The organism is Sphingomonas degradans, from assembly GCF_053502645.1.
In genome coordinates, this window is sequence record NZ_CP177172.1 from 3922521 (window position 1) to 3943087 (window position 20567).

24 protein-coding genes are annotated in these 20567 nt (G+C 67.9%); 17 read left to right on the forward strand and 7 right to left on the reverse strand.

What is annotated here, in order from left to right:
* Window positions 1-5 precede the first annotated feature (5 nt).
* The gene (locus ACG3SL_RS18080) at window positions 6-941 is read right to left on the reverse strand and encodes a ribose-phosphate pyrophosphokinase (RefSeq protein WP_448662554.1); all 936 of its coding nucleotides are present in this window, start codon (window positions 939-941) and stop codon (window positions 6-8) included.
* A 110-nt stretch (window positions 942-1051) separates the two neighbouring features.
* Here ACG3SL_RS18080 and ACG3SL_RS18085 point away from each other — a divergent pair, with 110 nt between their 5' ends.
* The 8 genes from ACG3SL_RS18085 (at window position 1052) to ACG3SL_RS18120 (ending at window position 7130) form a co-directional block, all read left to right on the forward strand.
* Window positions 1052-2383, forward strand: a complete 1332-nt coding sequence (locus ACG3SL_RS18085; protein ID WP_448662555.1) for a glutamate--tRNA ligase — start codon at window positions 1052-1054, stop codon at window positions 2381-2383.
* A gap of 81 nt (window positions 2384-2464) precedes the next feature.
* Complete coding sequence (locus ACG3SL_RS18090) at window positions 2465-3139, forward strand: TonB family protein (RefSeq protein ID WP_448662556.1); 675 nt, start codon at window positions 2465-2467, stop codon at window positions 3137-3139.
* Window positions 3140-3193: 54 nt separating this feature from the next.
* Window positions 3194-3541 (forward strand): hypothetical protein, encoded by a 348-nt coding sequence (locus ACG3SL_RS18095; protein WP_448662557.1) that lies wholly within the window; start codon window positions 3194-3196, stop codon window positions 3539-3541.
* Entirely contained in the window at window positions 3538-4482 is a 945-nt protein-coding gene (gene ribD / locus ACG3SL_RS18100; RefSeq protein ID WP_448665165.1) for a bifunctional diaminohydroxyphosphoribosylaminopyrimidine deaminase/5-amino-6-(5-phosphoribosylamino)uracil reductase RibD, read from the forward strand. Before ACG3SL_RS18095 ends, ribD begins: the two co-directional genes overlap by 4 nt.
* Window positions 4482-5090 carry a riboflavin synthase gene (locus ACG3SL_RS18105; RefSeq protein WP_448662558.1) on the forward strand — a complete coding sequence of 203 codons (609 nt, stop codon included), beginning with the start codon at window positions 4482-4484 and terminating at the stop codon, window positions 5088-5090. The genes ribD and ACG3SL_RS18105 overlap by 1 nt, the downstream gene beginning before the upstream one ends.
* Window positions 5077-6210, forward strand: coding sequence for a 3,4-dihydroxy-2-butanone-4-phosphate synthase (ribB, locus tag ACG3SL_RS18110; RefSeq protein WP_448662559.1), 1134 nt, complete (start codon window positions 5077-5079; stop codon window positions 6208-6210). Before ACG3SL_RS18105 ends, ribB begins: the two co-directional genes overlap by 14 nt.
* Window position 6211: 1 nt before the next feature.
* The gene (ribH, locus tag ACG3SL_RS18115; RefSeq protein WP_448662560.1) at window positions 6212-6631 is read left to right on the forward strand and encodes a 6,7-dimethyl-8-ribityllumazine synthase; all 420 of its coding nucleotides are present in this window, start codon (window positions 6212-6214) and stop codon (window positions 6629-6631) included.
* A 4-nt stretch (window positions 6632-6635) separates the two neighbouring features.
* A complete protein-coding gene (locus tag ACG3SL_RS18120) occupies window positions 6636-7130 on the forward strand; it encodes a hypothetical protein (RefSeq protein WP_448662561.1) in 495 nt (164 codons plus the stop codon).
* On the opposite strand, the gene ACG3SL_RS18125 is transcribed toward ACG3SL_RS18120, so the two are convergent.
* On the reverse strand, window positions 7100-8197 hold the full coding sequence (locus ACG3SL_RS18125; RefSeq protein ID WP_448662562.1) for an alkene reductase: 1098 nt from the start codon (window positions 8195-8197) through the stop codon (window positions 7100-7102). The genes ACG3SL_RS18120 and ACG3SL_RS18125 overlap by 31 nt on opposite strands.
* A 104-nt stretch (window positions 8198-8301) precedes the next feature.
* On the opposite strand from ACG3SL_RS18125, the gene ACG3SL_RS18130 reads away from it, so the two are divergent.
* The 4 genes from ACG3SL_RS18130 (at window position 8302) to feoB (ending at window position 12094) form a co-directional block, all read left to right on the forward strand.
* Entirely contained in the window at window positions 8302-9207 is a 906-nt protein-coding gene (locus ACG3SL_RS18130; protein WP_448662563.1) for a DMT family transporter, read from the forward strand.
* Window positions 9207-9872, forward strand: a complete 666-nt coding sequence (locus ACG3SL_RS18135) for a COQ9 family protein (RefSeq protein WP_448662564.1) — start codon at window positions 9207-9209, stop codon at window positions 9870-9872. Before ACG3SL_RS18130 ends, ACG3SL_RS18135 begins: the two co-directional genes overlap by 1 nt.
* 69 nt (window positions 9873-9941) lie before the next feature.
* Window positions 9942-10238: a FeoA family protein gene (locus ACG3SL_RS18140; RefSeq protein WP_448662565.1), complete on the forward strand. Its 297-nt coding sequence runs from the start codon at window positions 9942-9944 to the stop codon at window positions 10236-10238.
* Complete coding sequence (feoB, locus tag ACG3SL_RS18145; protein WP_448662566.1) at window positions 10235-12094, forward strand: ferrous iron transporter B; 1860 nt, start codon at window positions 10235-10237, stop codon at window positions 12092-12094. The genes ACG3SL_RS18140 and feoB overlap by 4 nt, the downstream gene beginning before the upstream one ends.
* 3 nt (window positions 12095-12097) lie before the next feature.
* On the opposite strand, the gene ACG3SL_RS18150 is transcribed toward feoB, so the two are convergent.
* Complete coding sequence (locus ACG3SL_RS18150) at window positions 12098-12346, reverse strand: DUF4169 family protein (protein ID WP_448662567.1); 249 nt, start codon at window positions 12344-12346, stop codon at window positions 12098-12100.
* Between ACG3SL_RS18150 and ssb the strand changes: the two genes are divergently transcribed.
* The 5 genes from ssb to ACG3SL_RS18175 all read left to right on the forward strand — a co-directional run bounded on the left by ssb (window position 12327) and on the right by ACG3SL_RS18175 (window position 17565).
* A complete protein-coding gene (gene ssb, locus ACG3SL_RS18155; RefSeq protein ID WP_448662568.1) occupies window positions 12327-12878 on the forward strand; it encodes a single-stranded DNA-binding protein in 552 nt (183 codons plus the stop codon). The two genes, ACG3SL_RS18150 and ssb, sit on opposite strands and share 20 nt — an antisense overlap.
* Window positions 12879-13011: 133 nt before the next feature.
* Window positions 13012-15159 (forward strand): TonB-dependent siderophore receptor, encoded by a 2148-nt coding sequence (locus ACG3SL_RS18160; protein ID WP_448662569.1) that lies wholly within the window; start codon window positions 13012-13014, stop codon window positions 15157-15159.
* Window positions 15159-15737 carry a hypothetical protein gene (locus tag ACG3SL_RS18165; RefSeq protein WP_448662570.1) on the forward strand — a complete coding sequence of 193 codons (579 nt, stop codon included), beginning with the start codon at window positions 15159-15161 and terminating at the stop codon, window positions 15735-15737. The genes ACG3SL_RS18160 and ACG3SL_RS18165 overlap by 1 nt, the downstream gene beginning before the upstream one ends.
* Window positions 15734-17020, forward strand: coding sequence for a PepSY-associated TM helix domain-containing protein (locus ACG3SL_RS18170; RefSeq protein WP_448662571.1), 1287 nt, complete (start codon window positions 15734-15736; stop codon window positions 17018-17020). The genes ACG3SL_RS18165 and ACG3SL_RS18170 overlap by 4 nt, the downstream gene beginning before the upstream one ends.
* A gap of 83 nt (window positions 17021-17103) precedes the next feature.
* Window positions 17104-17565, forward strand: coding sequence for a hypothetical protein (locus tag ACG3SL_RS18175; protein WP_448662572.1), 462 nt, complete (start codon window positions 17104-17106; stop codon window positions 17563-17565).
* Here the strand turns inward: ACG3SL_RS18175 and ACG3SL_RS18180 are convergent.
* The 4 genes from ACG3SL_RS18180 to metX are packed head-to-tail and all read right to left on the reverse strand — an operon-like array spanning window position 17562 to window position 20546.
* Entirely contained in the window at window positions 17562-18416 is an 855-nt protein-coding gene (locus ACG3SL_RS18180) for a pirin family protein (RefSeq protein ID WP_448662573.1), read from the reverse strand. The two genes, ACG3SL_RS18175 and ACG3SL_RS18180, sit on opposite strands and share 4 nt — an antisense overlap.
* A gap of 2 nt (window positions 18417-18418) precedes the next feature.
* Complete coding sequence (metW, locus tag ACG3SL_RS18185) at window positions 18419-19006, reverse strand: methionine biosynthesis protein MetW (RefSeq protein WP_448662574.1); 588 nt, start codon at window positions 19004-19006, stop codon at window positions 18419-18421.
* A complete protein-coding gene (locus ACG3SL_RS18190) occupies window positions 19003-19425 on the reverse strand; it encodes a GNAT family N-acetyltransferase (RefSeq protein WP_448662575.1) in 423 nt (140 codons plus the stop codon). Before ACG3SL_RS18190 ends, metW begins: the two co-directional genes overlap by 4 nt.
* A complete protein-coding gene (metX, locus tag ACG3SL_RS18195; protein WP_448662576.1) occupies window positions 19422-20546 on the reverse strand; it encodes a homoserine O-acetyltransferase MetX in 1125 nt (374 codons plus the stop codon). Before metX ends, ACG3SL_RS18190 begins: the two co-directional genes overlap by 4 nt.
* Window positions 20547-20567: the final 21 nt, after the last annotated feature.

The following is a 20567-nucleotide window of genomic DNA, read 5'->3' on the forward strand; positions in this document are numbered from 1 at the left end:
CGCCCTTAGTCGAACAGGCTGGAGACCGATGCCTCGTCGGCGATGCGGCGCACGGCTTCGGCGAGCAGCGGGGCGATCGTCAGGTGACGGATCTTCTTGCTTGCCTCGACGATAGCATGGTTGCCGATCGAATCGGTGATGACCAGCTCGGTCAGGTCCGATGCATCGACGCGCGCCACCGCGCCGCCCGACAGCACGCCGTGGGTGCAATAGGCGACCACGCCCTCGGCCCCCGCCGCCTTCAGCGCCGAGGCGGCGTTGCACAGCGTGCCCGCCGAATCGACGATGTCGTCGATCAGGATGCAGAAGCGGCCTTCGACCTGGCCGATGATGTTCATCACTTCGGATTCGCCCGGACGCTCGCGGCGCTTGTCGACGATCGCCAGCGGCGCGTTGTCGAGTCGCTTGGCCAGCGATCGGGCGCGCACCACGCCGCCTACGTCGGGCGACACGACCATCCACTGCTTGTCGGGAAAGCGCGTCTGGATGTCCGCCGACATCACGGGCGCGCCGTACAAATTATCGGTCGGGATATCGAAAAAGCCCTGGATCTGCCCCGCGTGCAGATCGACCGAGAGGACGCGATCGGCGCCCGCGACGGTGATCAGGTTGGCGACCAGCTTGGCCGAGATCGGCGTGCGGGGACCGGGCTTCCGGTCCTGGCGCGCATAGCCGAAATAGGGGAGCACGGCCGTGATCCGCTTGGCCGAGGCGCGCTTGAGCGCGTCGACCATGATGAGCAGTTCCATCAGATTGTCGTTGACCGGATAGGCGGTCGACTGGACCACGAACACGTCCTCGCCACGGACGTTCTCGAGGATCTCGACAAAGATCTCCTCGTCGGCGAAGCGCCGCACATTCGCCTGGGTGATCGGGATCTCGAGATACTCGGCGATCGCCTTGGCGAGCGGCATGTTCGAATTGCCGGCCAGAAGTTTCATGCGCGCTCGTTCCCACCGCTGCTGGAGTTGAATTGCGTGTCCCTTAGTATCGCAATGCGCGAAGGCAAAGGGGCATTGCCGCTGCGTGCGACGCGGCCTAACCCGCGGCCATGACCGTAATCACCCGCTTCGCCCCCAGCCCGACCGGCACGCTGCACGTCGGAAACATCCGCACGGCGCTCCACAACTGGTTGTTCGCGCGCGCAAAGGGCGGGAAATTCCTGCTGCGGATCGACGACACCGACGGCGCACGTTCAGAAGAACGTTTTGTCGATGCGATCCGCGCCGATCTGGCGTGGCTGGGGCTGGTGCCCGATGGCGAGGAGCGCCAGTCGGCGCGCTTCGATCGCTATGAGGTGCGCTTCGCCGCGCTGGTGGCGCAGGGGCGGATCTATCCCGCGTACGAGACCGCGCAGGAACTGGAGCTGAAGCGCAAGGTGCTGCTGGGGCGCGGGCTCCCGCCGATCTATGACCGCGCTGCGCTGGCGCTTACCGACGCCGACCGCGCGCTGCTGGAGACCGAGGGCGTCCGGCCGCACTGGCGCTTCCGCCTGCTCGAGTCGCCGATCATCTGGGACGATCTGGTGCGCGGGCCCCAGCGCTTCGATCCGGCGACGATGGGCGATCCGGTGATTCGCCGCGCCGACGGGTCGTGGCTGTACCTGTTGCCGAGCGTGATCGACGATATCGACATGGGGGTCACCCATGTCGTGCGCGGCGAGGACCATGTCTCGAACACCGCGACGCAGCTCCAGATGTTCGAGGCGCTGGGCGCGACGCCGCCGCATTTCGCGCACGAGGCGCTGCTGACCGGCAGCGAGGGCAAGCTGTCCAAGCGGCTCGGCGCGCTGGGCATCGCGCATTTCCGCGAGGAGGGGATCGAGCCCGAGGCACTGGTCGCGCTGCTCGCCCGGCTGGGGACGAGCGACTCGGTGGAACCCTTTGCCGATTCCGCGCCGCTGATCGCGACTTTCGATTTCGCGCGGTTCGGGCGCGCGCCGGCGCGCTTCGACGAGGCGGAACTGGCGGCGCTCAGCACGCGCATCGTCCACCAGCTCGATTTTGCGCGAGTCGCGGATCGGCTGCCGGTGGGGATGGGCGCGGCGGCGTGGGAGGCGATTCGCCCGAACCTGGCGCGCGTTTCCGATGCGGCGGAATGGTGGCAGGTGATCGAGGGGCCGGTGGCGCCGCCCGCGCTGGACGCAGAGGATCGCGCGTTCGTGGCGCAGGCGGCGGCGGTGGCCGCGACGCTCGACTGGGCGCAGGACCCGTGGCGCGCGCTCACCGCCGCGCTCAAGGACGCCACCGGGCGCAAGGGGCGGGCGCTGTTCCTGCCGCTGCGGCTGGCGCTGACCGCGCGCGAACATGGCCCCGACATGGCGGCGCTGTTGCCGCTGATCGGCAAGGATCGTGCAGTCGAGCGGCTTCTTGCGGCGCCGTGAGCAAAGTATTTGCGCGCGACAAGTAATGATGTATCATTTCATTTCCGGTTCGACCGGAGAGGAGAGTGGGAGAGCAACATCATGTATGCCGACACCCGATACGCCGCCCCCAAGTCCCGCACCGTCAGCCTGGGCGCGGCCTTTGCCATCAACGGCGCGATTATCGCCGGTCTGGTTTTTTCCGCGCCCTATGTGGTCAAGGAAAAGGGGCATACCCCCATCACGATCTACGACCCGTTCGATCCCCCCGTTCCGCCCCCTGTCGAGCAGCCCAAGCCGCAGCCCGAGGCGAAGGTGGAACGCACCACCACGGTGCCCAAGCCGACCGTCCCCGATCCGCTGATCAAGACCGCGCAGGACCCGATCATCGCGGGGACGACCGAGGTGCCGCCCTCGCTGCCCCCCGCAGGCGGATCGTTCGAGACCGGGCCGCTCACCGAGCCAACGACGGTAAAGGCGCTGCCGCCGCTGATCGCGCCGAGCCAGGACCCGCGCTACCTCAAGGACTTCCAACCCGCCTATCCCGCCGCCGAACTGCGCGCCCAGCGCGACGGGCAGGTCAGTATCCGCGTGCTGATCGGCATCGACGGCCGGGTGAAGGAAGTGCAGCAGCTGCGCGCGACCAGCGATGCGTTCTTCGAGGCGACCCGGCGCCAGGCGCTGAGCAAATGGCGGTTCAAGCCCGCCACGCGCGGCGGCATCCCCGAAGAAAGCTGGCGGGTGATGACCGTGCGGTTCGAACTCGCCAACCAATGATTCGACGGGCGCGGGGTTTGCCCTTCGGCCCCCGCGCCCTTATCTTGGCGGCCGATGAGCTTTCTTAGAAAAATCTCGCCGATCGGTGCGATCCGCGACCTGCGCATGTTCCTCGCGCAGCGGCGCCCGCACGAGCTGTGGTTCATGATGCTGTCGATGGCGATCACGCTGGTCGTGCTGTTCGTCTTCGTGAAGGACTCGCACATCGAGGTGCCGTACAAGCGCAACATCATCTACGCCGAAAGCTGGCCGATCACGCGCACCGACGACGAGATCCGCGCCGATCGCAAGATCGACAACGCCAAGCGCGCGGTCCTGCTCGCCGAGGCGGAGAAGAAGCGCAAGCAGCGGCAGGAAGAATTCAAGCGCGTCGATGACACGCTGACAAAGTGGGGCTTCTGAACCACCTGCGCTGGATGGCGGCGGCGCTGGCGCTTTCGGAGCGCGGGCGGGGCCGCACCGCGCCCAATCCCAATGTCGGCTGCGTGATCGTGCAGCGCGGGCGCGTCGTCGGGCGCGGCTGGACCCAGCCCGGCGGGCGCCCCCATGCCGAGGCAATGGCGCTGGCGCAGGCAGGCGAGGCCGCGCGCGGTGCCACCGTTTACGTCACGCTCGAGCCGTGCGCCCATCCCTCGCCGCGCGGGCCGGCCTGTGCCGACCTGCTGGTCGCCGCAGGGGTTGCCCGAGTCGCGATCGCGCTGCGCGATCCCGATCCCCGCACCGACGGGCTGGGCATGGCGCGGCTGCGCGATGCGGGTGTAGAGGTGGTGCAGGGCGTCGGCGAAGCGACGGCGCGCGCGGCGATGGCGGGGTTCCTCACCCGGCGCAAGCTGGGGCGGCCGCATGTGACGCTCAAGCTCGCGACCTCGCTCGACGGCCGGATCGCGCTGCCTTCGGGAGAAAGCCGCTGGATCACCGGGCCGCAGGCGCGTGCCCATGTCCATCTGGAGCGGGCGCGGCATGAGGCGATACTGGTCGGGCGGGGCACCTGGGACATCGACAGGCCCAAGCTCGACGTGCGCCTGCCCGGGATCGAGTCGCGCAGCCCCCGCGTGCTGGTGCTGTCGTCGGCGGGGCCGCTGGCGCGACCCGAGGATATTGCGGGGATCGAGGGCGTGGACCATCTGCTGGTCGAGGGCGGCGCGCATACCGCCGCGTCGTTCCTGCGCGCGGGGCTGGTCGATCGGCTGCTGCTGTACCGCGCGCCCATCCTGATCGGCGACGGCAAGCCCGCGCTGGGCGACATCGGCCTCTCCGCGCTCGCCGAAGCGCATTGCCGCTGGCGGCTGGACGACACGCGGATGCTTGGCAGCGACCGGCTGGAGGTCTACGCGGCCTGCTGATGTTTACAGGAATCGTCACCGATATCGGCACCATCGATGCCGTCGAGCAGCAGGGCGACCTGCGCGTCCGCGTGTCCACGGCCTATGACGCCGACACGATCGACCTGGGCGCGTCGATCGCCTGTTCGGGCGTATGCCTGACGGTGGTGGACAAGGGCGCGGGATGGGTCGCGTTCGACGTGTCGGGCGAAACCGTGTCGCGCACTGCGACCGACCAGTGGACCGAAGGCCGCCGGCTCAACCTGGAGCGCGCGCTGAAGCTCGGCGACGAACTGGGCGGGCACATCGTCACCGGCCATGTCGACGGCATCGGCACCGTGGCGCAAGTCCGCGAAGAGGGCGGATCGCACCATGTCGTGATCGCCACGGGCAAGGACCTGGCGCCCTATCTCGCGCCCAAGGGTTCGATCACTGTCGACGGCGTCTCGCTGACGGTCAACGCCGTGGAGGATACGCCGACGGGCGTCGAATTCGCGCTCAACATCATTCCGCACACTGCCGCCGTGACCACGTTCGCCGGCATCACCGTGGGTCAGGCCGTCAATCTCGAGATCGACGTGCTCGCCCGCTATCTTCAGCGCATGGAGGCGCTTCGTGCCAAAGGTTGAACTCGCCCGCTTGAAGCATGGCTTCCTCTCCACGCCCGAGGAGCTGATCGACGAGGCGCGCAATGGCCGCATGTTCATCCTGGTCGACGACGAGGACCGCGAGAACGAAGGCGATCTGGTCATCCCGGCCCAGATGGCGACGCCCGATGCGATCAACTTCATGGCGAAATTCGGTCGCGGGCTGATCTGCCTGGCGCTGACCAAGGCGCGCGTCGACCAGCTCGGGCTCGAACTGATGAGCCGCGCCAACGGCACGCGCCACGAAACTGCCTTCACCATTTCGATCGAGGCGAAGGAAGGCGTTACCACCGGCATCTCCGCCGCCGATCGCGCGCGCACGGTTTCGGTGGCGATCGACGCCGCCAAGGGCCGCGACGACCTGGTCAGCCCGGGGCATGTGTTTCCGCTGGTCGCGCGCGACGGCGGCGTGCTGGTGCGCACCGGGCATACCGAGGCGGCGGTGGATGTCGCGCGGCTGGCCGGGCTCAATCCGTCGGGCGTGATCTGCGAGATCATGAAGGACGACGGCACGATGGCGCGCCTCGACGACCTGGTGTCCTTTGCCCAGTATCACAACCTCAAGATCGGCACGATCCGCGACCTGATCGCCTATCGCCGCCGACACGACCATCTGGTCGAGAAGCGCGCAGAGGCCGCGTTCGTCAGCCAATGGGGCGGCGAATGGACCGCGCTGACGTTTTGGAACAAGGCGACGGGCAGCGAACAGGTCGCGCTGGTCAAGGGTGCGATCGATCCGGCGAAGCCCACTTTGGTGCGGATGCACGCGGTGTCGCCTTTCTCCGACCTGTTCGGTGAGGGCGGGGAGCGCGGCGGGCTGTTGCGGCGGTCGATGGAGATCATCGGGCGCGAGGGCGCCGGCGTCGTCGTCGTCATCAACCGCCAGCGCGACGACCAGTTCTCGATGGCGCTCCAGGCGCGCGCGGGCGCGATTCCGGCGACCGACATGGACGAACTGCGCGACTATGGCGTCGGCGCGACGATCCTGACCGAACTGGGCGTGCAGGACATGATCCTGCTCACCAATACCCACCACACGCTGATCGGCCTTGACGGGTATGGCCTGTCGATCGTCGGCGAGCGCGCGATCGACGGAGAATAACATGGCCAAGATCCTGATCGTCGAGGCGCGATTCTATGCGCATCTGAACGACCTGCTGCTCGCGGGCGCTCGCGCCGCCGTGGAGGCGGAGGGGCATGAGGTCGAAGTCATCACCGTGCCCGGCGCGCTCGAGATTCCCGGCGCGATCGCGCTGGCGGCTGATTCGGGCGATTACGACGCTTTTGTCGCGCTGGGCGTGGTGATTCGTGGCGAAACCTATCATTTCGAGATCGTCGCGGGCGAAAGCGCGCGCGGGATCATGGCGCTGGCGCTGGACGGCGTGCCCGTGGGCAATGGCATCCTGACGGTCGAGAACGAGGAACAGGCGCTGGTGCGCGCCCGCCCGGACCAGAAGGACAAGGGCGGCGAAGCGGCAAAGGCCGCGCTGGCGATGCTGGCGCTGGCGAATCGCTTCGGCTGATCCGATGATGCAGCCGCCCCCCACGCGCTACAAGGTGGTGGAGCGGGGACGGCGGCTGCTCGTGATCGATAGCTGGACCGGGGCGGAGGCGACCAAGCCGCTGCCCGCAGAACCGGCCGCGCGTGGGCGAACCGATCGCCCGCCCCGCGCCATTGCCAGGGCCCGCCACGGCACCAACCCGGTGGTTGCGAATCCCGTTGCCCCGGCGGAGCTTGCGCCGGGCGATGTGATGTTCACTACCCGCCGCTGGTATGACGACCGCGCCCCGCGCCGCATCCGCGAGAATTTCTCGAACCGCAGCCGAATCGAGCGTGTGGGCCAGATCGCGGCCTTCTCGATCGCGGTATTCCTGGGGCTCAGCGTCGTGTTCTGGCCGTACGTGCCGCTGCTGCTGGTGCCGGTACTCGCAACCAAGGGCGTGCGAGACCGGCTCCGCGGCGCCATCACGCGCGGGATCGACGCGCTGGATCAGGCCGGCGCGTCTGCCAGCGTCGGATAGTCGAGATACCCCTCGGCGCCGCGCGCATAGAGCGTTGCGGTGTCGACCGGATTGAGCGCCGCCCCGAGACGCAGCCGCTCGACCAGGTCCGGGTTCGCCAGGAACGGCCGCCCAAAGGCGATCGCATCGGCATTGCCCGAGCCGACCTCGGCCTGCGCGCGGGCGCCGTCATAATCCTGGTTGAGCACCAGCGGCCCGGCGAACACCTTGCGGATCGCCGGCGACACGCGCGGCTGCTCGGAGCGCCCGAAAGTCCCCTCGGGCGTCTGCTCGCGCAGTTCGAGGAACGCGATGCGCTGGTCCGAGAGGAATTTGGCGGCGGGGACGAACACCGATTCGGGATCGGGGTCCTCGACGCCCTGTGACGCGCCGTTGGGCGAAAAGCGCACGGCGGTGCGGTCGGCGCCGGCTTCGGCAATCAGCCGCAGCGTCACTTCGCGCAACAGCCGCGCGCGGTTTTCCGGGCTGCCGCCATAGTCGTCGTCGCGGTGATTGGCGCCCGATCGCAGGAACTGGTCGATCAGATAGCCATTGGCGGCGTGGAGCTGGACGCCGTCGAACCCGGCGCGCAGCGCGTTGCGCGTCGCCAGCGCATAATCGTCGAGCACGCGGGCGATATCGTCCTTCGTTGCGGCCCGCGCCTGGGCATGGGGCTTCTTGCCGTCCCCGGAGTCATAGGTGCGGACTTCACCCGGCGCAGTCGTGGCGGAAGAGGAGAGCGGGGCCGCGCCGCCGAGGAAATCGGGATGGACGATGCGCCCCATGTGCCATAGCTGGGCAAAGATCCGCCCGCCGGCCTTGTGCGCCGCCTCGATCACGGGCTTCCACCCTTCGACCTGCACGTCGGTCCACAGTCCCGGCGCATAGGCCCAGCCCAGCCCTTCGCGGCTGATTCCCGTCGCTTCGGAAATGATGAGCCCCGCCGATGCGCGCTGGGCGTAATACTCGCCCATGATGGCCGTGGGGACGTGCTCGCGCGTGGCGCGACCGCGCGTGAGGGGGGCCATCAGGATGCGGTTTGGCGCCGCCACGGCGCCCAGCTGGATCGGATCGAACAGGCTTGGCATGGAAAACACGTCCTTGTGCTGTGATGGCCGGAGATAGGGCGCTACAGCGCAGCATGCACGAGGCCGCCCCCCCAACGAAACCTATCGCGTCCAAAACCCGCGCCTTGCCCGCCGCCGCGCCGCTGGTGGCGTTGCTGGCCATCGTCGTCGCCAATCTGGCGTTGTCGTTCGGCCCGCTGTTCGTGCGGCTTTCCGATGTGGGGCCGGTCGCCGCCGCGTTCTGGCGGATGGGGCTGGCGACGCCGCTGCTGTTCGGGGTGGGGCTGGCCGCAGGACAGCGGCCGGTGCGCTCGGCACGCGGAGTGTGGCTGCTGGTGGCGCTTGGCGGGCTGGCCTTTGCCGTCGATCTGGGGAGCTGGCACATCGGCATCGTCCGCACCACGCTGGCCAATGCCACGCTGTTCGGCAATTCGGCGACGCTGATCTATCCGATCTATGGATTCATCGCGGCACGGATGTGGCCCACACGGCCACAGGCGGCGGCGCTGCTGCTTGCCGCGATCGGTGCGGCGCTGTTGCTCGGGCGATCGGCGGAATTGTCGCCCCGGCATCTGGCCGGCGATCTGTTCTGTGTCCTCGCGGGCCTCGTCTATACGGTTTACCTTGTGTGCATGGCGCGGGTGCGTGCGGCGATGCCGGCGATGACCGCGCTGGTCCTGTCGTCGCTGGTGACGATCCCCGCGCTGCTGCTGTTCGCGCTGGCGATGGGGGAGCGGATCGTGCCGGGCAATTGGTGGCCGCTGATCGGGCTGGCGTTTTTCAGCCAGGTGCTGGGACAGGGGCTGATGATCTATGCGCTCGGCCACCTCTCGCCGCTGATCGTCGGGATCGCGATGCTGATCCAGCCGGTGGTGGGCGCGCTGATCGGCTGGATCGCCTATGACGAGCGGCTGACCACGCCCGATCTGGTCGGCGCGGTGCTGGTTGCAGTGGCGCTGGTGCTGGTGCGCAGCGGCGATCGGGGCACGCGCGCGCTTGCGCCCGGCAGCGAAGCGACTAGATCGGAATGATGCCTACCGATCTTGCCGATGCGACGCTCGACGAACTGCGGATGGCGCTTGCCCCGCAGGTGGCCGCCAATGCGGCGTTCGATGGATGGAACCGCCAGGCGCTGGACGCTACCGCCGATGCGGCGGGCGTGGACCGCGACATTGCCCGGCTGGCCTTTGCCGGCGGTGCGCCAGTCGACATGATCGATGCGTGGTTCGCCAGCATCGATGCCGAGATGGCGGCGCGCTGCACGCCCGAGGCGCTGGGCGCGATGAAGATCCGCCAGCGGATCACGGCGCTGGTCGAGGCGCGGCTGGCGATCGCCGCGCCCAATCGCGAAGCGCTGCGCCGGGCCGTCGCGATCCTCGCGATGCCGCAGAATGCGGCTCGGGCGACTCGGCTCGGCTGGCGCTCCGTCGATGCGATGTGGCGGCTGGCCGGCGATACCGCGACCGATTACAACCACTATACCAAGCGCGCGATCCTGGGCAGCGTCTATGCCGCGACGATCGCGGTGTTCCTGAACGACGAGAGCGAGGCATGGGCCGATGCGCGCGCCTTCCTGGGCCGGCGGATCGACGGAATCATGCGGTTTGAAAAGGCCAAGGCGGGTTTCCTCGCGCGCACCGCCAACCGCCCGAGCCTGTCGCGCTTCGTCGGTCGGCTGCGCTATCCCGCGATCTGAACCCATCCGTATTCGCCGCAGCCAGTTTGGGCTGGCAATCGCGGCCGCTTATTGATAATCACTCGCAGCATGAACGTGGCTGCTGCGCTTTCCGTGCCTGTATCCCTTGCGAAATTGCCGAAGATGCGTCCGGCGACGGTCGCGACGGTGGATTGGGACTCCCTTGCCGTGCCCGAGGCGCGCCGTTTGCGCGAGCTGGGACTCGATGAGGGAGTCGAGGTCGAGATGCTGCATCGCTCGGGGCTGCTCGGCGGCGGGCCGGTGGCGTGCCGGATCGGCCGCATGACCGTGGCGCTGCGCCGCCACGTCGCCGCCGCGATCCAGGTGCGGACGCCGATCGACTCGAACGCCACGCCGATCGTATGAACGCCACACCGCTGGTTGCGCTGGTCGGCAACCCCAATGCCGGCAAGAGTGCGCTGTTCAACGCGCTGACCGGTGCCCGGCAAAAGGTCGGCAATTATCCCGGCGTGACGGTCGAGCGGCATTCGGGCCGCATGGCGCTGAACGACGGGCGCCCGGTCGAGCTGATCGACCTGCCCGGCACCTACAGCCTCGATCCCTCCAGCCCCGACGAGCAAGTGACGCGCGATGTGCTGGTCGGGCGCCAGCAGGGCGAACGGCTGCCCGATGCGATCCTGTGCGTGGTCGATGCGTCGAACCTCGACAACCATCTGCGCTTCACGCTGCAGTTGATCGCGCTGGGACTGCCGATCGTGGTCGCGCTCAACATGGTCGATCTCGCCGAACGCGACGGGCTGGTGCTCGATGCGCAAGCGCTCGAACGCGAACTGGGCGTGCCCGTCGTCTCCACCGTGGCGGTGCGCCGTCGCGGGCTGGACGCGCTGCGCGACCGGCTGGCGGAAGTCGTGCGCGGCACGCCGCACAAGGTGCGCGCGGGCGCCGGCGTGCAGCACGATATCGTCGTGCTCCAGCGCCGCGCGCGCCAGATCGCGCTGGCGGTCACCGTGTCGGAGACGGCGGCGCGGCGCTGGACGCATCGGTTCGATTCGGTCGCGCTGCACCCGGTGTTCGGACCCGTGTTGCTGCTGGGGCTGATGTTCGTCATGTTCCAGGCGGTGTTCGCCTGGTCCGAAGCGCCGATCGGCTGGATCGAGGCGGGCATGGCCGCGCTCTCCGAGGCGATCGGCGGATTGCTGGCGCCCGGATTCCTGCGCTCGCTGCTGCTCGACGGCGTGATCGCCGGCGTCGGGGCGGTGGTGGTGTTCCTGCCCCAGATCCTGATCCTGTTCGCCTTCATCCTGGTGCTGGAGGCGACCGGATACATGGTCCGCGCCGCGTTCCTGATGGACCGGGTGATGGCCGGCGTCGGCCTGTCGGGCCGCGCGTTCATCCCGCTGCTGTCCAGCTTTGCCTGCGCCGTGCCGGGCATCATGGCGACGCGGACGATTTCGGACGACAAGGACCGGCTGACGACGATCCTGATCGCGCCGCTGATGACCTGTTCGGCGCGGCTGCCGGTGTACACGATCATCATCGGGGCGATGATTCCCGATCGCGCGGTGTTGCCGGGCATCGGGCTCCAGGGGCTGGTGCTGTTCGCGCTGTATATCTTCGGCATCGTCGGCGCGTTCGGCGCGGCGCTGGTGCTGCGGCATACCGTGACCAAGGGCGCGACCAGCGGCTTCATGATGGAGATGCCCAAATACCAGCTGCCCCGGCTGCACGACGTGGTGCTGGGCCTGTGGCAGCGTGCGGCGATCTTCCTCAAGCGCGCGGGCACGATCATCCTGTTCACCACCGTGGTGCTGTGGGCGCTGCTCAGCTTCCCCAAGCCGCCGGAGGGCAGCGGGATTTCCAAGGTCGATTATTCGATCGCCGGGCGGATCGGGCATGGGCTGGAAACGGTGGTCGCGCCGATCGGCTTCAACCGCGACATCGCGCTCGCGCTGATCCCGGCGATGGCGGCGCGCGAAGTGGCGGTGGCGGCGATCGGGACGGTCTATGCAGTCGACAATCCCGACGATGCCTCGGGCGAAGCGACGATCCGCGAGAACCTGCAAAAACACTGGACGCTGCCGACCGCACTCGCCTTCCTGATGTGGTTCGTGTTCGCACCGCAGTGCATTTCGACGATCGCGGTGACGCGGCGCGAGACCAATGGCTGGAAATGGCCGGCGTTCATGGTCGGCTATCTGTTTGCGCTGGCCTATGTCGCGGCGGGCATCACCTATTGGAGCGCGGTGGCGCTGGGGCTCTGACCCCTATTCTCGCTTCGAATCGTCGAGCAGCTTTTCCGCCCTGGCCCGCGCGGCGTCGTCGGCGGCGCGTTCGGCCTTGGTCCGGCCAAAGGCGATCCGGTTGGCGTCTGCGGTGGCACCGGCCGCCGCTTTCGCTCTCGCTTTTCTTGCTTTGTTCAGGTTAATGATCTCAGCCATGGGTTTGTGTAGCGCCGTCCCACGCGTGCGCTCAATCGATTTACTGGAGTTTTGAATGGCCGGCAGCGTGAACAAGGTGATCCTCGTCGGGAATCTGGGCCGCGATCCCGAATCGCGCAGCTTCCAGAACGGCGGCAAGGTGGTCGAACTGCGCATCGCCACGTCCGAAAGCTGGAAGGACCGCAACACGGGCGAGCGCAAGGAAAAGACCGAGTGGCACACGGTGAAGGTCTTCAACGAAGGCCTCGCCAATGTCGCCGAGCGTTTCCTGCGCAAGGGGAGCAAGGTCTATATCGAAGGCGCGCTGACCACCCGCAAGTGGCAGGACCCGCAGGGTAACGACCGCTACTCGACCGAAATCGTGCTCCAGGGCTTCAACAGCGTACTGACCATGCTCGACGGCGCGCCCGGCCAGGGCGGCGGCGGTGGTGGACGGGGTGCCGGCAACAGCGGCGGCGGCGACGATTGGGGCGCGCCCGACGAATTCGCCGGCCAGTCTTCGGTCCGTGGCGGCGGCAGCGGCAATTTCAACAGCGGCGGCGGCAAGAGCGGCAGCAATTTCGGTGGTGGATTCCCGGACGACCTGGACGACGACGTTCCCTTCTGATGGTGTCCCCGCATCCCGCATCGGCGCGCCGGCGTCGATGCGGGGCGATCGCCAAAAGCGCGATCGGCGGTCGAATATTCTTGATACTGCGACTGACTCTCATTAACGGCACCCCCATATAAGGGGTGAAGTAATGAACCATATCAAGTCGCTGCTGCTGTCTGTTACCGCGCTCACCGGCGCCACTGTTCTCGCCGGCACTGCCCAGGCGCAGAGCGTGCGCGACGATTCGGACATCGTCGTGTCTGGGCAGCTTCGCGAAAGCGGCGCCGCGACCAAGACCGACACGCCGGCCATCGAAGTGCCGCAGCCGGTCACTGTCATCCCCGCCGAACTGTACACGGCGCAGGGCGCGGTCTCGATCTCGGATACGCTCAACTATGTGTCCGGCGTCCAGTCCAACCCCTATGGCTCGGACGGTCGCATCGACAGCGCGACGATCCGCGGGCTCGACGCGCTTCAGTTTCGCGACGGGATGCGCGACATTTTCAGCTATTACGCCAGCATCCGCGCCGATCCGTATAATTTCGACAGCGTCCAGGTGGTGCGCGGCCCCGCATCGATGCTGTTCGGCCAGGGTTCGCTGGGCGGGCTGGTGAATCTCAATTCCAAGCTGCCTTCGTCCGTGACGCAGGGTGAAGTCGCGGTCCGCTATGGCTCGTTCAACCGCAAGGAAGTGATGGCCGACCTGACCGGCGGGATCACCGACGGGCTCGCCGCGCGAATCGTCGCGCGGGTGCGCGATGCGGGGACGCAGGTGGATCATGTGCCCGACGATCGCGTGATGATCGCGCCGTCGATCACCTGGTCGCCGGGGGCGAATACCGATCTGACGCTGCTGGGGCTGTACCAGGAGGACGATGGCGGCTCGACGTCGCAGTTCCTGCCAGTCGTCGGCACGCTGCTGCCCAATCCGAACGGCCAGCTTGCCAATGATACGTTCATCGGCAAGCCTGGCTGGGACCGCTATGACGGGCGGCTGCTCCAGGGCACCGCGCTGCTGACGCACCGATTCAGCGACAAGGCGAAGCTGAGCCTGAAGGCGCGCTATATCGACAGCGACCTGACCTATCTGACGCACTACCCCGACAGCTATTCCAACCCCGCCAATCCCTATGTGCTGCTCGATGCCGCAGGCGCGCCGGTGACCGATGCGCAAGGCGTTGCCGTGGCGGACCCCAGGCAGCGCACGATCGGGCTCATTTCTGGGGGCAGCACCGCGCGGATGGAGATTTTCTCGACCGACAACAACGCGCAGTTCACCTTCAACACCGGCGCCGCGATCGAGCATGTCGTGCTGGCCGGCGTGGATTACAGCTGGAACCATGTCCGCAAGACGACGGGCTATGGCTTCGAATATATCGACCTGTACAACATCGACTATGCCGCGCTGTCCGATTTCGGCGGCGGGTTGCCCGCCGGCGCTGCGCCTTCGGACGATGTCGAGCAGACCCAGTTCGGCGTCTATGTCCAGGATCAGATGCGGCTGTGGGATCGCGTGTCGATCGTGCTCGGTGCGCGGCGCGACCGCGTGACCAGCCGCAGCTTCAGCGCTGCGCGCGTCGCCCAGAGCGCGACCACTTTCCGCGCCGGCATCATCGGCGAGATCGTGCCCGGTGTGTCGCCCTTCTTCAGCTATACCGAGAGCTTCGAGCCGATCGCCGGCACCGCGAGCAACGGCAAGCCGTTCGTGCCCAAGGCGGGCAACCAGTATGAGGCGGGGATCAAATACCAGCCCAATGCCGCAAGCATGGTCACGCTGACCGGCTACCGCATCAAGGAAACCAATCGCCCGGTCGACGACCCCACCACGGCCGACCCGTTCGACCAGCGCCAGGCGGGATCGCTGACGTCCAAGGGCATCGAGTTCGAGGCGCGCACCGTGATCGCGGGCCAGGTCCAGCTGATCGCGAACTACAGCTATAACGAGGCCGAGATCGACGGCACCAACCAGCAGCTGGAAAGCGTGCCCAAGCACAATGCCTCGCTCTGGGCCTCGCGCCGCTTCAGCGTGGCGGACGAGGTCAGCCTGAAGCTGGGCGGCGGCGTGCGCTATGCGGGCGAGACCATCTCCTATGGCCCGGCCTTCCCCGATGGCCTGCGGACGCCAGACTATACGCTGGTCGATGGCTTCGCCGAACTGCGGTGGCGCCGCTGGAGCCTCGGACTCAACGCAACCAACCTGCTCGGCAAGAAATATTACGCGACCTGCCTTTCGCGCGGCGACTGCTTCATCGGGGCCGAGCGGAACATCTTCGGCACGCTGAGCTACCGCTTCTGATGCCGGGCGCGGCGATCCTGTGGCTGGCCTGTGCGATGGGCGCAGGCGCAGTCGGCGTGCTGCGCCATGCGTGGGCGCTGCCGCATCGCTCGACCGGGTGGAATACCCTCGGCTGGGCGCTGATGGTGGCATCGGTCGTCGCCGGATGGCAGGCGGCGGGCGCATGGGGCGTATCGGTCGCCGCGCTGGTGACGACGGGGGCGGCGTTCGTCGCGCTCGCCGTCGCCGGGCTGCGCGCGCCGCCGGCCCGCGCCGCCGCCTCCAATCGTCGCGTCGGCATGTTGCCGCAGCCGGGTGAGCCGCGCCGGATCGGGCGCCGGGTCGCGACGTTCCTGCTGGTCATCCCCGGCGGGCTGATCGCCGCGCTCGCTTTGTGCCTCGCGGTGCGCACGCTGGGGCTGTGGAGCGGCTGGGGCGAGGCCAATGCCGTTGTCGCGGCCCTGTATACCGTGCCGCTGGTCTGGGCGGGGCTGGCCACTGCGCTGTTGATGCAGGCGCGCCGCCGTACCCAGATCGCGACGCTGCTTGCCTGTGTGGCGGCGGGCGCGCCTTTCCTGATTCCCGGAGCGATCGCATGAACTTGGTGCCCAGTGCCGCCACGGTAAAGCGCGCGCTTTCGGCGCATGCGGCGATGGGCCTGCTGGCCGGGGCGCTGCTGTATTTCGTCTGCCTGAGCGGCACCGTGCTGGTATTCTATCAGCAATGGCAGCGCGCCGAGCAGCTCGACGCCCCCGAAATGACGCGGATCGACCCGGATGCGGTGCAGCGCGGCGTCGCGGCGGTGCTGGCAAGCGAGCGGGGCAAGCCCGCGACGACGCACTTATACGTGCACCTGCCGGTGCCCGAACTGCCGCGCACCACGATCACGACCGACAGCCAGGCCGTGCACCTGGACGCACAGGGCCGGATCGCCGCGCCCGAGCAGAACCACTGGTCCGAATTTCTCTACGGCCTGCACTATACGCTGCACCTTCCCGGCATCTTCGGCATCACGCTGGTGGGTATCCTGGGAATGCTGATGGTCGCGCTGGCGGTGACCGGTCTGCTCGCGCACCCGCGCATTTTCCGCGATGCGTTCCGCCTGCGCACCCGCAGCAGCGGCGGCGTCGCTCTGGCGGACTGGCATAACCGGCTGAGCGTGTGGACATTGCCGTTCGGGCTGGCGATCGCGATCACCGGCGCCGTGATCGGGCTGGGCAGCATCACAGCCTATGCCCTGGCGCAGCGTTATTATGGCGGCGACCTCGAAGCCGTCTATGCCCCGGTGTTCGGCGGCGAGGGCAAGCCCAATGCGGCCAAGGCGCCGCTCGCGGATGTCGCCACGCCGCTGCGCTATATGCAGCAGCATTTCCCCGACGTGCCCGTCACCTATGTCACGCTGCACGATCCGGGCACGGCGGGCCAGCATGTCCAGATCATCGGCGGCCCGCCGCGCCGGCTGATCTTCGGCGAGTATTACGCATTCGACGCCGCCGGCCGGTTCCATGGGACTGCGGGCCTCGCGGATGGCGCGATCGGCAAGCAGGCGGCGGCATCGAACTACAAGCTGCACTTCGGCAATTATGGCGGACTGCCCGTCAAGATCGCCTATTGCCTGTTCGGCCTCGCGCTGACGATCGTGAGCGCCACGGGCGTCTATATCTGGCTGGGCAAGCGGCGGCGGCGGGGGATCCACGAGCCCCGGTTGCTCGGCGCATGGCACGGCATCGTCTGGGGCGCACCGGCCCTGTTGCTGGTGACGCTGGCTTTGCGGTTTGCGGTGGGAGACGCGGCGCCCTTCACGGCGATCTTCTGGATCGGCATGGTTGCCGCGACGCTGGGCGGCATCGTCCTGGGCGGGCGCCGCGCCGCAGCGGCCTGACGCCGGGGACGCAACCTTTCCGGCTGCGAAATGCTTATGCGCGTGTCGGGGAGCGTTTCTCCCCACTCGAGCGCGGAGCGACCATGCCCCAGCCTTTGTACAGAGCCGCCCTTCTCGCCCTGCCGCTGCTGCTCGCGGGGTGCGGCGGGGGCGCGTCGTCCGACACTGTCAGCGACCCCACCGCCCAGAACGTCGCCGCCGCTGCCGCCGAGGGCACGCCGGCGGCGGTGACGGCAGCCATTGATTGCAGCAACAAGCCCGATTTCGTGCCCCTCTATGTCGATGCGCAGGTCACCAGCTGCATTTCCGCGCCCGATGGGCTGCCCCGCCATGTCTCGGGCACGATCGTGTACAACACGGCGGCGGACCCACGCACGGTGCTCGGCTGGTCGCGCGCCCAGCTCAACGCCTCCGGCCTCGCCCACAAGACGATGACCGACACGAAATACGAGGCGGGCGAGGAGTCCGAGCGCAGCGTGATGGTGGTCGCCGAACCCTATCAGGGGCAGACGCGCGTGACGCTCAACTGGGGCCGGCGGATTTAGCCGCGCACGATCTCCGCATGGCCGAACTTGCCCGCCTGGTAATCGGCAAAGGCCTGGCGGATTTCCTCGACGCTGTTCATCACGAACGGGCCGTGGGCCACCACCGGCTCGTTGATCGGATCGGCATGGCCGAACAGGAACAGCGCGGGTTCGGTTGCCGTGACGGTGAGTGTGTCGGTCGGCGCGACCTCGGCCAGCGTGAAGGCGGGGATGGCCGTGCCGTCCACGGCGATCGTGCGCCGCGCGGCATAGAGGAACACATCGCGTCCCTGAAGCCCGTCGAAGGTCACGGCGGCACCCGGCGCCGCTTCGACCCAGCTCAGGAACACGCCCGTCAGCGACTCGATCGCCCCGGCGACGCCGGCGAAGCTGCCCGAGACGAGATGCACTGTTGCGCCGTCCACCGGGATCGCGGGGATGCCATCGGCCTGGACGCCGACATAGCGCGGCGCGCACATTTTGAGCCGTGCGGGCAGGTTCACCCACAGCTGGAGAATCTCCATCGGCCCGCCGTCGCGCTTGAAATCGGCGGGGGAGACTTCGGCATGGACCAGCCCGCTGCCCGCCGTCATCCACTGGACGCCGCCCGCGCGGATGATGCTCTCATGCCCCGCCGAATCAGTATGGGCCAGTTCGCCCTCCAGGATGAACGTCACTGTCTCGAACCCGCGATGCGGGTGCGGGCCAAAGGGCAGGCCGCGATTGTTCGGCGCGTAGGTCTGCGGCCCGTGATGGTTGAGGAACAGGAACGCGCCCAGATGGTCGATCGCCGGGCCCGGTACGGGGCGGCGGGTTACGAGGTCGCCGATATCGTCGCGATACGCCGCGTGCAGCTGCTTCACATGAGTCATCGTCATCGCCTCAACAGGAATACGGCATGCTCCGCGAGCAGGTTTGCCATCGCCGACCCGGTTTGCTGGTCGCCCGACAGGAACCATGCGCCCTCGACGGTCAGCCCCCGCTCGTCCACCAGCGCGCGGAAATCGTCGACGGTGACGTGATGGATGTTGGGCGTGGCATACCATTTGAGCGGCAACAGCCGCGTCACCGGCATCCGTCCGCCGAACAACAGCGACGCCCGCACGCGCCAGTGCGCGAAATTGGGGAAGGACACGAACGCGCGCCCGCCGATGCGCAGCAACTGGTCGAGCACCCAGTCGGGGCGGCGCGTGGTCTGCAGCGTCTGGCTCAGGATCGCATAGTCGAAGCTGGCGTCGGGATAATCGGCCAGGTCGGTATCAGCGTCGCCCTGGATCACCGGCAGCCCGCGCCCCATCGCCGCCGCGACATTGCCCGGGTCCAGTTCCAGCCCGCGCGCGTCGCAACCCCGCTGGTCGCGCAGCGCCGCCATCAGCGCGCCGTCGCCGCAGCCGATGTCGAGCACGCGGCTCTCGCGCGCGACATGCGCGGCGATCAGGGCAAGGTCGGGGCGCAGGGTCATTGCGTGTACGGGTCCGTCTGGTGCCGCTCCATGCAGCGTTCGGGATGCGCCAGCGGGCGCCAGCCGAGCCCGGCATATAGGAGCTGCATGTCGCGCGTGAACAACAGCCAGCGGCGCAGCCCCTGGAGCGAGGGATGCGCCTGAAGTCCCTCGATCATCTGCCGCGCGACGCCCTGTCCGCGATGCGCGGGCAGCACGAAGACATCGGCGAGATACGCCATGGTCGCATGATCGGTGACCACGCGCGCGAATCCCACCTGGTCGCCCTCGGCATCGAACGCGCCGACGCAGAAGGAACCGGCGATCGACTGCTCCACCACATGGCGCGGAATGCCCGCGGCCCAATAGGAGCCGCTGAGAAAGGCGTGGATCAGGTCGAGTTGCTGGTCGGCGCGCTCGAACGACAGGCGATAGCTCATGCCGCCTCCCCTGCGCGCAGGAATCCGCCGATCACACGGTCCAGTTCGGGGCTTTCGAGCAGGAAGGCGTCATGGCCGAAGGGCGAGCTGAGCTCGACGAAGCTGGCGGGCGCGCCGGCGGCGTTGAGTGCGTGGACCACGCTGCGCGACTCGCTGGTTGGGTAGAGCCAGTCGGTGTCGAAGCTGACGATGCAGAACCGCGTTGCCGTGCCCCGGAACGCATTGGCCAGCTTGCCGCCATGCTCCTCGGCCAGGTCGAAATAATCGAGCGCGCGGGTGATGTAGAGGTACGAATTGGCGTCGAACCGGTCGACGAAGCTCAACCCCTGGTGGCGCAGATAGCTCTCGACCTGGAAATCGGCGTCGAAGCCGAAGGTCTTGGCCTCGCGCCCCTGGAGCTTGCGCCCGAACTTCGCGGTCAGCCCGGCTTCGGACAGATAGGTGATGTGTGCCGCCATCCGCGCCACCGCCAGTCCCGAGGCGGGGGGATCGTTGTCGGCATAATAGTCGCCGCCGCGCCAGCGCGGATCGGCCATGATCGCCTGCCGCCCGACTTCGTGGAACGCGATATTCTGTGCCGAATGCCGGGGGGCCGATGCGATGATGACGGCGGAGGCCACGCGCTCGGGATAAGTCGCGGTCCAGCTCAGCGCCTGCATCCCGCCCATCGATCCGCCGACGATCGCGAACAGCCGGGCAATGCCCAGATGGTCGAGCAGCATCGCCTGCGCGCGCACCATGTCGCGGATCGTAATGACGGGGAAGGTCATCGCCCAGGGCTTGCCCGTCGCCGGATTGATGCTGGCGGGCCCCGACGAGCCGAGGCAGCTGCCCAGCACATTGGCGCACACGACGAAATAGCGATCCGTGTCGATCGGCTTGCCCGGCCCCACCATTCGCGCCCACCAGCCGGGCTTGCCGGTCACCGGATGCGCGGAGGCGACATGCTGGTCCCCGGTCAGCGCGTGCGTGACCAGGATCGCGTTGCCCGCATCGGGCGCCAGCGTGCCATAGGTTTCATAGGCGATGTCCACCGGCGACAGCAGCACGCCGCCGTCGAGCCTGAGTGGCCCCGGCAACGTCGCCACGCGGGCAAGACCGAAGCGCTGATCGTCGGACATGGCGCGTTCGTTAGAAGGGCG